Annotated in this window: 13 protein-coding genes and 2 pseudogenes; 3 read left to right on the top strand and 12 right to left on the bottom strand. The window is 45.8% G+C overall.

The window, feature by feature from the left end:
• Window positions 1-216: 216 nt before the first annotated feature.
• Window positions 217-1,851, top strand: a pseudogene (locus tag NLZ44_RS10390) (calcium-binding protein); the annotation flags it as partial.
• 23 nt (window positions 1,852-1,874) lie between these two features.
• On the opposite strand, the gene NLZ44_RS10385 reads toward NLZ44_RS10390, so the two are convergent.
• Window positions 1,875-3,989: a hypothetical protein gene (locus NLZ44_RS10385; RefSeq protein ID WP_493752984.1), complete on the bottom strand. Its 2,115-nt coding sequence runs from the start codon at window positions 3,987-3,989 to the stop codon at window positions 1,875-1,877.
• Between NLZ44_RS10385 and NLZ44_RS10380 the strand changes: the two genes are divergently transcribed.
• The gene (locus tag NLZ44_RS10380) at window positions 3,922-5,820 is read left to right on the top strand and encodes a Calx-beta domain-containing protein (protein ID WP_493752983.1); all 1,899 of its coding nucleotides are present in this window, start codon (window positions 3,922-3,924) and stop codon (window positions 5,818-5,820) included. The two genes, NLZ44_RS10385 and NLZ44_RS10380, sit on opposite strands and share 68 nt — an antisense overlap.
• A gap of 429 nt (window positions 5,821-6,249) precedes the next feature.
• Here NLZ44_RS10380 and NLZ44_RS10375 read toward each other — a convergent pair whose 3' ends face one another.
• From NLZ44_RS10375 to NLZ44_RS10350, 6 genes and pseudogenes are all read right to left on the bottom strand, one after another.
• Window positions 6,250-7,239 (bottom strand): DnaJ C-terminal domain-containing protein, encoded by a 990-nt coding sequence (locus NLZ44_RS10375; protein ID WP_493752711.1) that lies wholly within the window; start codon window positions 7,237-7,239, stop codon window positions 6,250-6,252.
• A 120-nt stretch (window positions 7,240-7,359) separates the two neighbouring features.
• Complete coding sequence (locus NLZ44_RS10370) at window positions 7,360-7,824, bottom strand: AAA family ATPase (protein ID WP_493752710.1); 465 nt, start codon at window positions 7,822-7,824, stop codon at window positions 7,360-7,362.
• Between the two features lie 86 nt (window positions 7,825-7,910).
• The gene (locus NLZ44_RS10365) at window positions 7,911-9,206 is read right to left on the bottom strand and encodes a glucose-1-phosphate adenylyltransferase (protein WP_493752982.1); all 1,296 of its coding nucleotides are present in this window, start codon (window positions 9,204-9,206) and stop codon (window positions 7,911-7,913) included.
• Window positions 9,207-9,224: 18 nt separating this feature from the next.
• A pseudogene (locus NLZ44_RS10360) lies at window positions 9,225-9,617 on the bottom strand (zinc ribbon domain-containing protein); the annotation flags it as partial.
• A 193-nt stretch (window positions 9,618-9,810) separates the two neighbouring features.
• Window positions 9,811-9,978, bottom strand: coding sequence for a hypothetical protein (locus NLZ44_RS10355; protein WP_315646840.1), 168 nt, complete (start codon window positions 9,976-9,978; stop codon window positions 9,811-9,813).
• On the bottom strand, window positions 9,975-11,369 hold the full coding sequence (locus NLZ44_RS10350) for an NACHT domain-containing protein (protein WP_493752709.1): 1,395 nt from the start codon (window positions 11,367-11,369) through the stop codon (window positions 9,975-9,977). The genes NLZ44_RS10355 and NLZ44_RS10350 overlap by 4 nt, the downstream gene beginning before the upstream one ends.
• Before the next feature lie 207 nt (window positions 11,370-11,576).
• Here NLZ44_RS10350 and NLZ44_RS10345 point away from each other — a divergent pair, with 207 nt between their 5' ends.
• Window positions 11,577-12,308 (top strand): SH3 domain-containing protein, encoded by a 732-nt coding sequence (locus NLZ44_RS10345; protein WP_111893386.1) that lies wholly within the window; start codon window positions 11,577-11,579, stop codon window positions 12,306-12,308.
• A gap of 10 nt (window positions 12,309-12,318) precedes the next feature.
• Here NLZ44_RS10345 and NLZ44_RS10340 read toward each other — a convergent pair whose 3' ends face one another.
• From NLZ44_RS10340 to NLZ44_RS10320, 5 genes are all read right to left on the bottom strand, one after another.
• Complete coding sequence (locus NLZ44_RS10340) at window positions 12,319-13,395, bottom strand: class I SAM-dependent methyltransferase (RefSeq protein ID WP_493752708.1); 1,077 nt, start codon at window positions 13,393-13,395, stop codon at window positions 12,319-12,321.
• 123 nt (window positions 13,396-13,518) lie between these two features.
• Window positions 13,519-14,124 (bottom strand): hypothetical protein, encoded by a 606-nt coding sequence (locus NLZ44_RS10335; RefSeq protein ID WP_493752707.1) that lies wholly within the window; start codon window positions 14,122-14,124, stop codon window positions 13,519-13,521.
• On the bottom strand, window positions 14,124-15,287 hold the full coding sequence (ribD, locus tag NLZ44_RS10330) for a bifunctional diaminohydroxyphosphoribosylaminopyrimidine deaminase/5-amino-6-(5-phosphoribosylamino)uracil reductase RibD (protein WP_493752706.1): 1,164 nt from the start codon (window positions 15,285-15,287) through the stop codon (window positions 14,124-14,126). The genes NLZ44_RS10335 and ribD overlap by 1 nt, the downstream gene beginning before the upstream one ends.
• Window positions 15,288-15,567: 280 nt before the next feature.
• A complete protein-coding gene (locus NLZ44_RS10325; protein WP_493752705.1) occupies window positions 15,568-17,046 on the bottom strand; it encodes a carotenoid oxygenase family protein in 1,479 nt (492 codons plus the stop codon).
• Window positions 17,047-17,246: 200 nt separating this feature from the next.
• A complete protein-coding gene (locus NLZ44_RS10320; protein WP_493752704.1) occupies window positions 17,247-18,629 on the bottom strand; it encodes a folate/biopterin family MFS transporter in 1,383 nt (460 codons plus the stop codon).
• Window positions 18,630-18,687: the final 58 nt, after the last annotated feature.

The raw sequence follows: 18,687 nt of genomic DNA, 5'->3' as shown, positions 1-18,687 counted from the left end.
CGATTACACTTCCAGTTAGGCGGTTGCCCCAAATATTGATACTCCGCTTAGATGCTTGAGTATTTAATATAAAAAACCATCACGTATTCCCATTTCTATAACTCAACCGGAAAATTACGCACACTAATTATCCGGATCTATAGGGTGCAAGTTGAAAACAGAATTAAGCGCGATCGCTATTCTGTTTAGCTATTTAAACTTACCCATTTTGCACCCATGAGTTTTACTGCCTTTGAATTTGAAGACGTTAATTTTAATCCGGAACCTCAGTCAGATACTACCGGAATTTATCCTGATCCGATTTCCACCGCAACTGGTATTCAGGCGCAAAATTCCATAACTGTCTTAACTAATGGTCAAATTTCATCAGAACCAACTGATCACTCGGATTTTATCCTAGGTACAGAATTCGATGATATCATCTTTGCTTTAGGGGGAGATGATACGGTTTATGGTTTAGATGGCGATGATATTATTGGCGGAAATGAAGGTAATGATTTCTTACATGGAAATCAGGGTAATGATACCCTCTATGGTGGTCACGGGGATGATACCCTTAGAGGTGGAAAAGGCAATGATGTGCTATTTGGTGATCGGGGTGATGACCTCTTATTTGGCGATCGCGACAATGATACATTATTTGGAAATCAAGCCAATGATACCCTCTATGGCGGTCAGGGGGATGATCTCCTCTATGGTGGTAAAGGGGACGACTTATTATTTGGCGATCGCGGAAATGATACATTAATTGGCGATCAGGGTTCTGACACTCTCACAGGTGGAGAAGGAAATAACTGGTTTTATCTTGGTTTAAATACAGGAGCATTTACCCTAGATCGCAGCAATTTTATTATGGATTTTGATATTAATAAAGACTCTATTGGATTATTCGATAATCTCACTTTTGAATCTTTAAATATTTATCAAGGTTCCGGTATATATGCGACAGATACAATTATTCAAGACCGCGCCACTAATGAATTTTTGGCAATTATTAAAAATGTAAATAGCGATATTTTCAAGGCTACCATTTTCCCTTCAGATCAACCCACACCGACACCGGAACCCACACCAGAATCTACAGTTTTACCAACTCCTCAACCGGAACCGACACCAGAACCTATACCGGAACCGGAACCGGAACCGACACCGGAACCCGCACCCGCACCCGCACCCATACCCGCACCCGCACCCGCACCCATACCGACACCGACTCCAGAGATAGATAGTGACCTGGGAATTGTAGGGTTTACTATGGATGAAATCGAAGTTATTGAAAGCGCAGGAAATGTTATAATTACGGTAGAAAGAACTGGAAATATTGATAGTGCCGTAACTGTGGATTATACCACATTAGATGATACAGCGATCGCCGGAGAAGATTACATCGCTACTAGCGGCACGCTGATTTTTGCTTCCGGTCAAGATAGCAGACATATTACCATTGAAGTGATTGATGACAACGAAGTAGAAGATACGGAGCAATTTAAAATAGTTCTCAGTAATCCTACTGGTGATTTAACGTTAGGCGATCGTGATACACTAACATTTAATATTATTGATAACGATATTCCTAATCCTGGCGTGTTCAATTTAGAGTTCACAGATATCGAAGTTGACGATATTGGAACCGCCAGCATTAGGGTAGAACGTACAGAAGGAAGTAATGGTGAAATTACCATAGACTTTGCTACCGCTGATGGTACTGCTATTGCTAACATTGATTACATACCCGTATCAGGAACCCTAACTTTTGCGCCGGGAGAAACCAGCCAAACCATTAGCGTTGAGATTATTAATAATAACGAAAGAGAAGGGGATAAAACCTTCACTTTAAGTTTAACTAATCCTATTGATGGCGCTACTTTAGGAAGTCAATCTACAGTCACATTTACCATCTTAGATACTGATATTCCTATACCCGAACCTGAACCATTACCAACTCCTGAACCAACTCCTGAACCGGAGCCGGAACCGGAGCCGGAACCATTACCGGAACCATTACCGGAACCGGAACCTGAACCATTACCGGAACCGGAACCGGAACCAGAGCCGGAACCAGAGCCGGAACCAGAGCCGGAACCAGAGCCGACTCCTGAACCAGAGCCGGAACCTGAACCATTACCCGAACCAGAGCCGGAACCTGAACCATTACCGGAACCGGAACCTGAACCATTACCGGAACCGGAACCTGAACCATTACCGGAACCGGAACCCGAACCGGAACCAGAGCCGGAACCCGAACCGGAGCCGGAACCCGAACCATTACCGGAACCAGAGCCGGAACCAGAGCCGGAACCCGAACCCGAACCCGAACCGACTCCTGAACCAGAGCCGGAACCATTACCAGAGCCGGAACCGGAACCGGAACCCGAACCGGAACCCGAACCCGAACCGACTCCTGAACCAGAGCCGGAACCATTACCAGAGCCGGAACCGGAACCGGAACCTGAACCATTACCGGAACCAGAGCCGGAACCCGAACCAGAGCCGGAACCATTACCGGAGCCGGAACCAGAGCCGGAACCCGAACCATTACCAGAACCGACTCCTGAACCAGAGCCGGAACCCGAACCCGAACCCGAACCATTACCGGAACCAGAGCCGGAACCCGAACCATTACCGGAACCGGAACCAGAGCCGGAACCCGAACCATTACCAGAACCGACTCCTGAACCAGAGCCGGAACCCGAACCGACTCCTGAACCGGAGCCGGAACCCGAACCAGAGCCGGAACCGGAACCGACTCCTGAACCAGAGCCGGAACCCGAACCATTACCGGAACCATTACCGGAACCAGAGCCGGAACCCGAACCATTACCGGAACCAGAGCCGGAACCCGAACCATTACCAGAACCGACTCCTGAACCAGAGCCGGAACCCGAACCATTACCGGAACCATTACCGGAACCAGAGCCGGAACCCGAACCATTACCGGAACCATTACCGGAACCATTACCGGAACCAGAGCCGGAACCCGAACCATTACCGGAACCATTACCGGAACCATTACCGGAACCAGAGCCGGAACCCGAACCAGAGCCGGAACCCGAACCATTACCGGAACCAGAGCCGGAACCATTACCGGAACCAGAGCCGGAACCCGAACCATTACCGGAACCCGAACCGACTCCTGAACCATTACCGGAACCCGAACCGACTCCTGAACCAGAGCCGGAACCCGAACCGACTCCTGAACCAGAGCCGGAACCATTACCGGAACCAGAGCCGGAACCATTACCGGAACCAGAGCCGGAACCCGAACCCGAACCAGAGCCGGAACCCGAACCATTACCGGAACCATTACCGGAACCCGAACCCGAACCGACTCCTGAACCATTACCGGAACCCGAACCATTACCGGAACCCGAACCGACTCCTGAACCATTACCGGAACCCGAACCATTACCGGAACCAGAGCCGGAACCCGAACCATTACCGGAACCATTACCGGAACCAGAGCCGGAACCATTACCGGAACCGACTCCTGAACCAGAGCCGGAACCATTACCGGAACCAGAGCCGGAACCCGAACCATTACCGGAACCATTACCGGAACCCGAACCCGAACCGACTCCTGAACCATTACCGGAACCCGAACCATTACCGGAACCCGAACCGACTCCTGAACCATTACCGGAACCCGAACCATTACCGGAACCAGAGCCGGAACCCGAACCATTACCGGAACCAGAGCCGGAACCAGAGCCGGAACCATTACCGGAACCGACTCCTGAACCAGAGCCGGAACCCGAACCATTACCGGAACCAGAGCCGGAACCAGAGCCGGAACCGGAACCAGAGCCGGAACCCGAACCAGAGCCGGAACCCGAACCGACTCCTGAACCAGAGCCGGAACCAGAGCCAGAGCCGGAACCTGAACCTGAACCTGAACCTGAACCTGTAGTTGTAGGGTTTACTATGGAGGAAATAGAAGTTGTTGAAAGTGACGGTAATATTATAATTACAGTCGAAAGAACAGGAGACACAAGTAGTACAGTAACTGTAGATTATGCGACGGTAGATGATACAGCGATCGCCGGAGAAGATTACATCGCTAGTAGCGGAACCCTAATTTTTTCTTCAGGCGAAACAATCCAAAATATTGACATCCAGATTATCGATGATAATCAAGTAGAAGATACGGAGCAATTTAGGATTGTGCTGAGTAATCCTACTGGTGGTTTAACTTTAGGCGATCGCGATTCAATAATCTTGAGTATTATTGATAACGATGTGGAGCCGTCAGTTATCGAATTTAGTGATGCCGTTTTCAGTGTTAATGAAGATGGTACACCTATCTCCGAAATTACGGTAATACGAACTGGTGAAAGTATTGGCGAAATTAGTGTTGATGTCATCCAAACTGATGGAACAGCTACCGCTGGGGAAGACTATATTAATAGTCCCATGACCATCACTTTTGCCGATGGAGATACCACACCGAAAACGGTCACAATTCCTATTATTGATGATGACATCTTTGAACCAACAGAAACCGTGATTCTGAGTCTGAGTAACCTGACAGGAAGTGCGACCTTGGGAACCCAAGAAACCGCTACTCTGTTCATTGTTGATAATGACTCTACCAATAACCTACAACTTGAAAGCGCAACCTACCTAGGAACACCGGGAAATGATAGTGCTAATGCGGCGGTGATTTCTCCTGTAGATTCGGCTATTATTATTGCTGGAAACTTTGACGGTGTGGGTCAGATTAAACGCTTGGAGGATGGAAATACAGAACCTTTATCAATTACCAACTTAGGAGGAAATGTCCGACATCTTGATGTAGACCGAGACAGTGGAGAAATCGTGGCTGTGGGTGATTTTGGCCTTCGGGTTTATGATAGTACGGCGGCAAATATCTTGTGGTCAGACACGGGAATTTTTGACCGAGTTTCTATTGCTAACAATGGTACTATTGCTACCCTAACTAATAGTAGCGATACGGTGACTCTGTGGAGTTCTACAGGAACCCAACTGGCTACTACTACCTTGACCGGAACTGATATCCGTCCCGCAGATATTGCTATTGACCCTAATGGCGATCGCATTTTTGTCACCGGATTTAATCAAGTAACTAGCAACTTACAAACCCCATTTTTACGCGCCTTTGATACCGGATTAAATCAACTCTGGAATACCTGGGATTATAGCGCCTCTCAAATCACCGGACAGAATTTAGGTGCTGATACCCGTGGGGAACGAATTACCTTTGGACAAGATGGCGGACTCTATTTCCTCGGAAAAACCGATGGCGGAAATAACGTCTTTCAAAGGGATGGTCAAGACATCACCCAAAACCTATCAACTATGGTGAATGTTGATCAATTTAATAACTTTTCTGGCGCGGGTTCTGGTTCCTTTACTTTCCACGCTAAAATAGATCCCAATAACGGAGATATCGAACGCGGTCAATTTATTGTTACCCGCACTTCCACAGGTGCTAATAGTTTTAACCCTAGCTCTATTACCGCTGATGAATTTGGACAGGTTTATATTGGTGGTTCTTCCGCATTCCAACTCCAAAATCGCGGTGATAAAACTATTAACGGTCAACCAGTAGGAAACTACACCTTGGGAGAAATGGCGGTTTTGGGACTTTCTCCAGATTATACAATCAGGAGATTCTGGAATCCACTAACCCAACCTGGTGACAATGGCTCAAGAGGAACTGTTAATGCTTTTACGGTTCGCAATGGTCAAGCCGTGATTTTTGGCACAGTTACTCAACCTGAGGTTTTCACGACTCCCACAGCTATTAACCCTAATGCTTTGGGTGGAAATGATACCTACTTAGCTACCTGGAGGGTTTAGTATAGAGTAGGTAAAATTGGGGGGAAATGAGGTGATGTCAGCACTATTAATTAATGTCTGACACCCTCATGATTTAACCCTAATCTGATTGAAGTAACAAACAGATAAAGCCTTAAATGAGAGGTAAATTTAGCTGGTATGAACCAGGTTTTTATCTGGCTAAACTAGCCCATCAGTTTTGCCGATGAGATGTTGACAAATTACCTAAAATGTGATATATAGGGTTTGTGCTTGTGTGAGCATAAGTTGATTGAAAAAGCGATCGCATCTCATAGCCAACAATTCCCCCATAGCTTAGGCTTGATATGGGGGGGTTTGATCATCTCCCAGAGGGATATGGTTAGTACAATTATTAATTAATTTCCCGGTTGTCCCTTGCCTTTGGAGAATCGAGTTATAATCGAGTTGAGGCTGTAGAGTTTTGACTATCTAAAGAGTGATGGAAGATAAACTACTACGGGGATTAAAAGTACGATTAGCGGCAATTTTCTGATAATATTCACGCTCGCGCGCAGTAAGTTCATCAGGTGGAACCACCAATAACTTGACAAACTGATCACCACGTCCGCCGCCCTTTGGTTTCGGCCAACCTTTCCCCCTCAGTCGGAGAGACTGTCCAGACCGAAGCCCAGGGGGAATATTCATTTTGACCATACCATCAGGAGTAGGAACCTGAATAGAGGCTCCCAAAACCAACTCATCGGGAGTTATGGGAATTTCGCAGATCAGATTATCGCCATCCAACTTAAAAAAATTGTGGGGTTGAATATCGACAATCAAATATAAATCTCCCCGTTGCTGGGTATAGGGATCAACCTGTCCTTGTCCCCGTATTCTAATCTTACTTCCCGGCTTCACCCCTGGCGGAATGGAAACCTCACCACCAGCCATACGGCGCTGAGTACCGTGGAAGGCTTCACTAAGAGTCAATGTCACCTTAGTATCGACATTGAGACCAGCAGAGGAAGAGGAAGAAGTAAAATCCTCAAATCCACCATAACCGGGTGATTTGGACTGATTGGTGCGATAGGAATAGCTACGACCAGCCCCCCCAGGACTTCCCGCCGCGCGTCCTAATAGACTATTGATAAACTCATCAAAACTAGCAAACTGGCTAAAATCAAACCCACCGACATCAGGATTATTAGCACTATTAGTAGTTCCCGACCAACCGGAGTTTCCGGCTTGATGCCAATATTGACCAAAGCGATCGTACTTTTGGCGTTTTTCGGGGTCAGAGAGTACCTCATAAGCCTCATTAACCTCCTTAAAGCGGGTCTCCGCAGCCTTATTACCGGGATTCATATCTGGGTGATATTTACGAGCCAATCGGCGATAGGCTTTTTTAATCTCATCGGCGCTAGAATTTTTAGTTAAGCCGAGAACCGAATAGTAATCTTTATAATCTGTCGTCGGCATTATCTACTCTCCTACTGTTCTCATTTCGTGCTTTTGGGTGCGGATACACAATAACTTGAGTCTGAAAATCCAGTCTAATTCGATCCAGCCTAGCAGAGGATGCTAGGAAAAGCAGCATATTTATATATTTTGAATCTCAAGGAGGCGATCGAACCCATCACTAAGGGTAGGAGGCGCGTCAGTAAGTTGGCGATACATTTGGAGAATCACCTCTTCAGGAACTTGACGCGATCGCCTTTCATTGCGTGCTAGACAGACCTCCAGGGGAGTATTAACCCATAATCCCACCACGGACTGAAAACCAAAACCACGGACCTGAGCAATTAAATCTCGGCGGCGACGGCGTTGAACATTAGTTGCATCATAAATAACATCAACCATATCAGCAACGGCCTGTTGAAGTTCCCCGCGAACCTGAGCCCAGATTGACAACCAAGGTCCTTGAATACTCTCATCACCAAATAAGCGTTGGCGAATTCTATCAGTGGAGACCCAGCGCTGAAAGTGCGACCCTTGAGATAACCTTTCAGCAATAAAGGACTTCCCACTACCAGGAAGCCCTATAATCAAGACAATTTTAGACATGGACTAGGGCAGATTGTTTATATGATAGGAAGGTTAAAACAGCCTCCTTTCCCTTAGTCAACCATAGAACTACCCAAAAGGTAAACCTAAATAATTGTCCCATCTGGAATCACGGCATTTTTCAAAATTACGGTTATTCCACCGCGAATGTAGAAGCCATCCTCTTCCCGTTCTGCTTCCTGAACATGGTCCTTGTTGATAATCTGGACATGGCGACCAATGCGAGCATTTTTATCGACAATAGCGCGGCGGATAGTAGTGTTGTTACCGATACCGATAGGAACGCTACCTTTTTCTAAACCATATTGACGTTCAGCAAAAGGTTGATAGAAATCTGACCCCATTAACATGGTGTCTTCAACGACACTACCGGACTCGACACGAGAGCGCAACCCCAGCACAGAATGATCAATGCGACATTGCTTGAGAATGCAACCCTCAGCAATAATCGATTCAGTGATCTGACAGTCCAGCATCTTGGATGGTGGTAAGTAGCGGGAACGGGTATAAATAGGAGCGTTCTCGTCGTAGAAACTAAAAGCAGGTTGTGGCTGTTGAGTCAAAGCCAAGTTAGCTTCAAAAAAGGCCTCAATAGTTCCGATATCTTCCCAGTAATCGTTAAACAGATAGGCTTGAACATTATGATCCTTAGCGGCACCAGGAATCACTTCCTTACCAAAATCGGTTTGCTCTGGGGCATCCTTGAGTAGTTTAAATAAAACATCCTTTTTAAAAACGTAGATGCCCATAGAAGCGATGTAAGGAGACTCGGCAGCCTCTTCGGGGGATAACCCCAAACTGCTGGTATCCACTGCCATTTGTTTTAGGGCTTCTCCCTTGGGTTTTTCGCTGAAATCGATAATCCGACCAGTGCTTTCGTCAATCTTCATCAAACCGAAAGCAGAAGCCCGTTTTTCGTCTACGGGTAAAACTGATAGGGTGATGTCTGCCCCTGTGTCGATATGACGTTGGACAAAATCCCGATAGTCCATGCGGTACAGGTGGTCACCGGACAGAATTAGGAAATGTTCAACATCCCATTCTTCCATGAGCCATAGATATTGGCGCACTGCATCAGCAGTTCCCTGAAACCATTGGGGGTTAGTCACACTGGTTTGTTGTGCGGCGAGGACTTCCGCAAAGCCATCTGTAAAGCCAGAAAAGTTGTAGGTTCGGGCAATATGACGGTTAAGGGATGCTGAGTTAAACTGGGTCAGGATATAGATTTTCAGAATTTCTGAGTTTATACAGTTACTGATCGGAATATCGATCAAACGGTACTTACCGGCTAAAGGAACAGCCGGTTTGGCTCGCATTTTGGTTAGGGGGTACAAACGGGTGCCCGCACCGCCACCTAGAATTACTGCTAATACTTGTTTCACTTCAATTACCTGATACATTTACGCGACATTTTTCCGGTTGTTCCCGGACAATGCGACGATAGCACTATTACCCGTTAAGGTAACAGAGGCGGTATCCCGCAAAGCTTTTAGAAAGATTCCAAAAGCACCGTTCCAGTCCCGTGGTAGAGTGAACCCGCACTCAGGACATCGGAACACTTTTGAGCCACCTAGCTGGGAATGGACATGACCACAGTGAGTACAGGTTTTGCTGGTGTATTCTTCGGTCACATCTACAACTGTTCAGTTATTTCCGCGCTTATGTCTCAGGGTTAGTTTGAATCGATAATGCGCCCATGTCAGCATGGCTCGGGCAGTCTTAGACCTGATTAGACGCTTCACCTTGGCAACCATATTGGAAGTCTCGAAGGTGGGCAAAAAAATCAGGCTGTGTTATGGGATGGCCAGGGATGCGACCCAATCAAGCAAGGGGTTGAAGTCCTCACCGGGTAGTCCCCACGCCCATTTCAGCTCTATTTCATACCCGAAGGTCTCGCACCATACTTGGTATTATACCGTATTGCCGTAAAATGTTAACCTAATTTGAGATTAAATCATGCTCTCGACTGCATCAGTTCTCCCAAGTCTAAGTGTCCGACTGGATGGCAATCTTGGCAAGTAGCAAAGTTAAAACTGGCAAATAGACGCTCTGGTGGGCTGGGTCAGACGGGCTAAATAGGGACATCAGGGCATCATCAACTACTGAGGCGAGTCCTGGTAGAGGAGTTACGTCCTGTGTTGTAAGGCTGGTCACGTTTTGCCAAGGTGTTTTTGTAGTAGGCGATGAATGAATTGGTAGCGTGAGCCTATTTTTCTGAGCAACAGTAACCCGGTGGCATCATTTAAAAATTGGGCATAGTTCCAGGGTGCATCTCCTTCTCCCCATAGGACAAATCGCAAGATCAGGCGTTCGATCGCCAATTTTAGGCTCAACGGTTGGTAGGTGAGGGCTAATATGATTCCTAGGGTCATGGCGGCGATTAACAATGGCAGCGATCGCCAAATGATTGCTAGGATCATGATTGCTATAATTGACCACCAAATCCCACTTTCGACTATCTTCATACCCAGATGATAAGCCCGTTCTTGTTCGCGGGTATGTAGCCAGGTTTTCGGGATGCGATCGAGGATAAAATCTTGAGTTTGTTCTTTTTCCAGGCGTTTGGCGAGTTCTGTTAGCCAGTGGCGGAATTGTTCGGAACTGTAGTTTTTTCCGGCATCACTATTATGATGGCGATCGCGTAAGCTAGAAATTTGATGGCGCAGATAGGCTTTTAATAAATACTCTTGTTGATCATCAATGGTGTTTAAATGTTTCCAAGATGAGATTAAGATATTTTCATAAGCTAGGGTCATCATTGTTAAAAATAATGGCTTTTGGGCGATTTTTAATAACTGTGGTTCTTCTTCGATGTCATGCCACAGTTCCCGACTTCTAGCATTCATTAAATAGTTGTGTATCTGTCGATTAGTCAAGGGACGTAATAATATTGCACCATTTAGTTGCAACCTTGCCTGACAGGGATGATAGGATTTGACGGTGCTAGATACTACTAAATGTAGGGGGGAGAGATGACTGTCTAAAAAATCATTAATATATTGAATACAGGATTCCCGATGATGTTCTTCGACCTCATCGAAACCATCCAATAAGGGGAGGATCTGGAGTTGTTCCATCCAGTAGCGTCCTGATTCGGGAGCGATCGCATATTTGAGGTGCATTTGCTCTACCATCCAATCGGAGATAGACTGTTGCTCAACTCGCCAAGATGATAAATTGAGCCAAATCGGCATAGGTTCATGTTCATCAGATAAGGCTCTCTCTACTAAGACCTTAGCCAGTCCTACCAGGGTGGTAGTTTTCCCGGAACCAGTCCCCCCCAAAATCAACAGGCGGCCGTCAATGCGATCGAAAACTTCAATAATTCCGGCATTAGCTGCTAATTTCACACTAGGGCGGCTGCCTATTTTCACTTCCACATCCCAAGCGCGCCTCATGCGTAGGGGGGGTTTTTCCTGGGCTAACTTGGTGAGAACATGGCGATGGGGAGACTGTAGCCGATATTGTCTCACCTCCTGTTTAACTTGGGTGAGTAATTGATGGCGTTTGGGAACTTGTACCCGAGTACCAGTTAATCTAGGCATTGAATAGAGTCAGGATTTGCGATCGGTACAGGAAATAATGGTTATGTTAAAAATACACTGAACTATGACTTTAGAGATAATTATCATGTTAAGTTTTAGGTTAGAGTCCTGAAGGATTGGGGAAGAGGGGGTAAGTTTTGATATATTTGGAATTGGGAACTCTGCAATTTTTGAAGATGATTTTTGTCTACCAGCGAGGTCTGTCCCATGTCCTTCAAACCCAAGCAATTGATAGTTGCCAGTGTAGCCGGACTGGTGACAGCAGTTATAGTAGCAGCGATCGCTATTCAGTGGCGATCTTCACAGGAAACTCCCGCCGCCTCACCTCAAGGAACAGTTACTGAGTCCCCGGTTCCCAGTGCGCCCAGTCAAGCACCTGGGGTTATAGAGTCGCCACCAATTGTGGTGAGACCGCCGACAACTGGCTGCGAGATTACTATGGCAATTGTCCAAGACCCTGACCCTCCTTTAAATGTACGGCGCGCGCCTCAAGTTCAGGAAGGTAACATTGTTGGTCAACTACCCAATAATACTTTTATTTCGGTAGTAAATGAGCAAGACGGTTGGCTAGAAATTAGCGATCCGGTTCCGGGGTGGGTTGCTAAAAACCGAACCCATAGCAGTTGTCCGAATGTCCGCCAACCGATTGAATTTTTACCTGGTGGTAATTCAGCTATTATCCAAGGTGAAATTATTGGCGGTGGTAGCCATAGCTATACCTTGGAAGCTGAAGCAGGTCAAACCCTGACAGTTACGGCGGAAAACTCGATTTTTCCCTATATTATCACTCCAGATGGTCAACTTTTAGGGGATGATGTTAATGCTAATGATGACCTAATGGAATGGACGGGAATGATTCCGGAATCGGGAACCTATACTTTCGAGCTTGACTCGAATTTCCGAGGTTTTACCTATGAGTTTTTGGTGAGACTAGAATGAGGTAAATGCTTTAATTTTTGCACAACACCAACATATCCTGATAACTAGCGGAACGACTCCGACGACACCACATCCCATAATCTTGGCGTTGTACTGATAGACCAGAATCCTTAATCCAATCCATTACTAATGCTTCAGGATGTGCGATCGCATCTTCAGGATTATCAGGATCATCGATAAAACTTTCGCCGACAACATAGGCAAAATTCCGGGAACTGCGACCGGATTTAATCAAGGATTCGGTTTCATCATTTAATAGAAAAAACGTGCATAAACACCTACCACCAGGCTTTAACACTCGCGCTATCTGTTGTAAATAATTCCGACTGGCGGCTGCATATAAATGGGTAAAAACGGAAGTTAACAGCACAAAATTAAATTGGTTATTAGGGTAGGGAAACACAAAATTGTCGGCGGGAGTTTTGCCAGTGGGATTATAGCGATCGCTGTATAAATCCGCACATTCAAAATGAAAATTAGGACGGGTAGCACTAATCACTTGCTGACACCAATCAATCCAATGGGGAACAATATCAAACCCGTGATAAGAGGCTTGAGAGTTGAGATAATAAGCCAAACCATAAGCGATGCGACCGACCCCGCAACCCGCATCAAGAACCGCCTCTGCTGGTTGTAAATTGGCTTTATTAACAAAGTGTCCTAAAAAGTCCGCCGCCACAAACTTAAAACTACCACCGACCCCAACCCGATCGCTTTTTTCGGGAACCGGAAGCGAAGGTTCCAAGAACCCAAATAAAACATCACCTTCTCCCGATGCAAATATAGGAGTTAGCCTTACCAAACTATTGAATAAACCTGTTTGTTGAATCCAACTTAGGGGGATATAAATTAAAAATCTAGCCTGGTCAGCGTGATCTAAACTAGGAAATAACTGTTGGACATCCTGACTAATTAACCCTTTCTCTACCCGAAACTCAGGAACATCTAAGCCACCAATATTAATACGAAAATCCAGGACGAGACCACCTCCCCAGGAAGCAGACCAACCTTTAAGGCGTACCAGATCACCTTCTAAGGTAACTTGACCAAGACAGCCAAGGGTTTCGAGGCTTTTAGTTGCAGTCATAACCAGATGAACACTATAGAATAATGGTCTATCCTACAGCAGAATAGACCAATTATCGCATTTTCTCAGAAATCGAAAGTATAAACTTAATGGGGTGCTAAACTCTGATGGTATCTATAGGATTTATCTGGGGATTTCGATGTCTTCACTTTCATTATCTTCAGTTATTTCGGGGGTTATGGGTAGTTCTGGGAGCCGAGTATTTAAGGTGGTTGATACCAATATATATCCCAAATAAGCGGGGAGAATAATGGCGATTAAAAAGGCGAAACCTGTTAGTAAACCCATCAAGTTAAAACTAGACCCATAGGAAGACCGATAGGGGTCAATCAAGGCTACCTGATCTGACTGGGATGGTTGGTAATTGCTAGGACGACGAAAGCGAATGCGGCGATCGTCTAGTTTTTCCACCATTACCCAACCAGCGATCGCCTCTTCCTGACAAAGTTTTTCAAAGGTTTTAGGGTGCCGAAATAAATCTGTTTGAGCGCGAACAATTTTATATTCCCAGTCTTGGTGATTAGGGGAAGATATCTGAGATTGAGAAGATGCAGATGATGCAATAGTGGTGGTATTAGGGTTATCGGAATCATAATGAGTCAAGATTTCTTCCTCCTCTTCATATTCTTGTTGTTGTTCATCCTGCAATTGACATAGCCAGCTTCCAGCGAGGACAGCTTCCACACCGAGGCTGCTGACCATCAAGCCTAAAATAACCACCTCATTCATCAGGCTTTACTCCCTGTAGCCTGGAATTGAAAAGCCTCTGGTAAATTTCCAGACCAGCCATTAGACAAATAACCCTCAATTAGGTAATCTGAACCGATCGCTCGCAGGCTTACTGCTTCTAGGGATAAGGCTTCAGTCATTTGACTAAAGCCTAAATTACCGACCGGAGAGGGTGCAGCCTGTCCACCAATAATTTTAGGAGCAATAAACGCCAAAATCTTGTGAACGCACCCCTGAGTTATGGCTTCAGAGGCTAGACGACCCCCACATTCCCATAGCACGGACAAAAATTGACGCTCATAGAAATATGACATAACTTTAGCGGGTGTCAATGGTGCAAATTCCACCACCTCTACCCCCTTTTTCCGCAAGTGTTCTTGGAAATCGGGACGGGAACCAACTTCTGTAAAAACTATGGTAGCAGCCTCGGAAGTGTCCCACAGTCGCGCTGATGATGGTAAATCTAAACTACGACTCATGACTACCCGCAACGGGTTGGGTTCCCCTTGACCGTGGGTGGTTAAGTGAGGATTATCTCGCCTGACCGTATTTCCCCCCACAATTACCGCATCACAGGCGACCCGTAGACGGTGGACTTCCTGGCGAGCGATCGCACCTGTTACCCAAGCACTATGACCTGTATCTGTGGCTATTTTCCCATCCAGGGTCATGGCGTATTTCAATATACCAAAGGTTTGTTTATAAATAATCCGATGAACAAATGCTTCGTTTAATTTTAAACAGGCTGATTCTTCTACTCCCACAATTACTTCTATTCCGGCTTGGCGCAGTTTAGCAATTCCCTGTCCACCTACCAGAGGATTCGGATCCACCATTCCCGCCACTACTTTAGCAACTCCTGCTTTAATTAACGCTTCGCTACAGGGGGGAGTTCTTCCGTAATGGTTACACGGTTCTAGGTTCACATATACTGTCGCTCCCCTGGCTAATTCTCCCGCAGACCGCAAGGCGAAAATTTCTGCATGGGGTTGTCCTGGTCCGGGGTGAAATCCCTCCCCGATAATTTGGTCATCACGGACAATCACACAACCTACTAGGGGATTTGGTGCCGTTTTTCCTAGCCCTTCCTTTGCCAGATTTAGACAATTACGCATCATCTGGCGGTCAAATTCTGAGACAGATTGAGCATTTGGTAAATTCATCAGCCGACAATTTTTGTTAAAGGGGTTGACAGGGGCTCAGGATTAATGATAGTATATTTGTATTGGGTTTAATAATGGAGCATTGCATAAAATAAAAATTGTGCAACCATCCCATTATAATAAAAGTGTAGCGCAAGTGCCGCGAAAAAGCAACCCCCCTCCCCCCAAAAATTTTTTTTGCAACAAAACTTAATTTTTTTTTACAAAAGTTAACATTAGGCGAGCCAGAAGGGGGCAAGAAGATTGTATACAAAAAAGCTGCCCCCCAATGTTAAATCAGTTAAATGTTAGCGAAAGTCCCATGTAAACCATAGGGGATATGGTGTTGAAGGTGTAAGGTAGCGATCGCATTTTTTTCAAGGTTTTTCGCATCCAAAATAACGACATCAGAGCGATGTTGTTGTGCATTATAAACGAGAGTCAATAACCAGCCATCATCTTCGGAGGTAGCATGAGGACGGGGAACAAAGACAGGTTCTCCGGTAAAGCCGTGTGGTGCAGCAGTCCAAAGTTGACGCAAACCGGTTTCCAGGTCAAACTTAATAATCGCCTGAAGGGGTGCATTTCCCTGGCTATTATGGGCGGCGGCGGAGTAGAGATATCGGTAAGGGCGACCGACAGAATTAGGGTGAGTAGTAGGAAACTCACAACAGCGAGATTCTATTAATTGACGCTGAACCTGTCCGGTAGTGAGGTCAAGGGTAAACCGCCAGAGTTGACCAGGTTCTAAGGCATTAAAATCAGTATCGCGAAAATTAGCTTGTGGGTCAACCCCTGGTAAAGATTGGTAACATATAGAATCAACGCCAATCTGATTTTCCTGTTCAAAAGCATTAGCATGATGGAAAACAAAGCCAGATTGAGCGTGAAAATGTCGGATATTTTGTCGTTGTGCGGGGTCACGAGGAATAACAATGATGCGGGTAGGTTGATTAGTTTGAAAATGCACACATTGTCCTGCGCCACAGAGTCCAAACAGATAAGGAAGGGGATTAAATTTTACAGGATTTTGGAAGAAAATACAGTAGTTAGGGGTGATGGCAAAATCATGGATAAAGGCAAATCCGGGGACTGTATGGGCGTATTTTTGTAGGAGGCTACCATGGCTGTCGAGTTCATAAATACGGATAGTGGTTGATAGTCCTGGTTTAATGGAAAAATTAACTAAACTTGGGGAACCGCCATTAAACTTAGAACTGGGGTCAATGCGGGGGTGGGCGGCGAAAGATTCTCCGGGTTCGAGGATACCGTTAAGGTTATCTAGCCCAATAGTTTCTAAGGTTTGATGGTTGAGATGATAGGGTAGGTCTGCTTCCCATAAGGCGAGTAATTTACCACCCCAATAAATGACTTGAGTATTGGCAATATTTTTAATCCGCAGGTCAAAGGCGTTGTGGAGAAAACCGCCAGGCTTTTGGGTTCCAAATACACCGCGATAAAGAATAGTTTTGGCTTGTTGTTCGTCTATATAGCCTTGGGTGCGGACATAGCGATTTTGATAGTGTGCTTGTCCGTCCTGAAAACGGATAGCGGAAATCATGCCATCTCCATCAAAGGGGTGATGAATGGGTAAGCCACCGATATCTAATAAACCGGGACCGTTACGGAATAGGGTTCCTTGGAGGTCTGGGGGGATTTCTCCATCAATATTGGTGATGGTATAGTTATATTCATTTGGTTGAGACAAATAGCCTTTTTGCCATTCTTTGGGGTTATATGATAGTTGATTTTGGGAGGGTTCAGATATGGTGTTTTGCATGATTCAATGATTAATTTTAAGGTGATTAACTGAGAAATTATGGTTAATTGATATCAGACATCAGTTAGTAGATATATTTAGTATATATCAAGATGTGTGATAGGTCAAGATAGGTTGAGAATAGCAGGCATAAATTCCGCCGATTAGGTGAGGGGGAGGGAGTCGGAAAGGGGTATTGATTACCGATTATCAATTATTAATTAATCGGTGGTGACTAATTCGGGGACTAATTCTGCGGTTGATTCTAAGGTGGGTGAATGGATGTTATGGGTGTTAGTTTCGGCGGTGGTAGATGGTAGCCAGCGAATTAGGGGTAATGGTAAAAGGGTAGTTAAGTTAGTGATAATGACTAACAACCATAATTGATCGAAGTTAGTCTCGGTGACTCCTAATAAGTGGGTGAGAAGTGCGCCAGACTCGTGGGAGAGGAGTCGGGAGAGGTTAGAGATGGACATTAATAGGGCGAAAAGAGTGGCTTCTACACCGGGGGGACATAGGCGGGCGGCGAGGACTAAAACAGGCATATAGGCGATTTCTCCGGCTACGGTGAGGATGAGACTATCTCCGAGGCTAAACCAGTGGTCGTCTATTCCTAGGGCGCGGTTGGTGTGGGTAACTAGGAGTAACATGGTCATACCGAGGGCGGCGGAGAGAAGGGTTGAGACTAGGAAGATTTTACGGAAGGGGACAGATTTAAAGAAGCGCTGAAATAACCAAATACCGAGGAGGGCGGCGATACTGGTAACTAGGCGGACTCGTCCTAAAAACTCTGGTTGAAATCCTAATTCGTTGGTGGTGAAGTAGAAAAAGGCTGAGTCGGCGGTGGGGGTAGCTTGCCACAAGAAGATAAAGGCGGTGGGTAGCCAGATGGATTTTTGGGTGATGGCCGATCGCAGTTGTTGGACTTGGTGTTTGACGGTTTGCCAATTGGAGATGCTAGTAATTTTATCTTCAGCGATCGCCCATGCGACAACCATCACCAATAGGGGAAAGGTAGCGGTAATGAGGAAAACTGTTTCGGAGGTAAAGATTTCCAGGAGATAGCCGCTGAGGTAGGCGGTAATTAGCCCCCCCAGGGCTGAGGAAGCCCAACATAGGGATTGAAGGGAACCGATATTGCTGATAGACTCGTTTCGCGCCCTTTCTACAACTAAGGAGTCTACAATGACATCGCTGATAGCTACAGATAGGGAATTAAGGGCGATCGCAATTGTCGCGGTAATGGGATGATGAACGAAGGTAGCTAGGTAAACCCAGGAGAAAGTCCCCATTAACCCGGATAGGATTAAATAGGGTCGGCGGCGATATCCAAAAATTGGCAACCCGTCGGACATAAAGCCGAATAGGGGTTTAATCACCCAGGGAATAGAGACTATTCCGAATAGGGCGGCGGTTTCGGCGGGACTCATACCCAAATCATCTTTGAGGAAGAAGCTAACGGCGAGACGGGAGAGGCCCAGAATACCTTGCACAAAGTATACGGTCAGAATAGCGACCAATTCTGGGTTAGGTTCATTGCCAAATAGTATATGCTTCTTGAGCCATGCCTTGGTATTGCCAAAGCCAACTGGGGATAATTGCATTTTGTAAACAAAAGTTAAGAAATTTCAATATTGATATCATAGCGAGTTCAATCAAAAA

This window comes from Arthrospira sp. PCC 9901, from assembly GCF_059013425.1.
The sequence above is the reverse complement of the archived record's forward strand: the minus strand, read 5'-3'. Positions and strand labels throughout refer to the sequence as shown.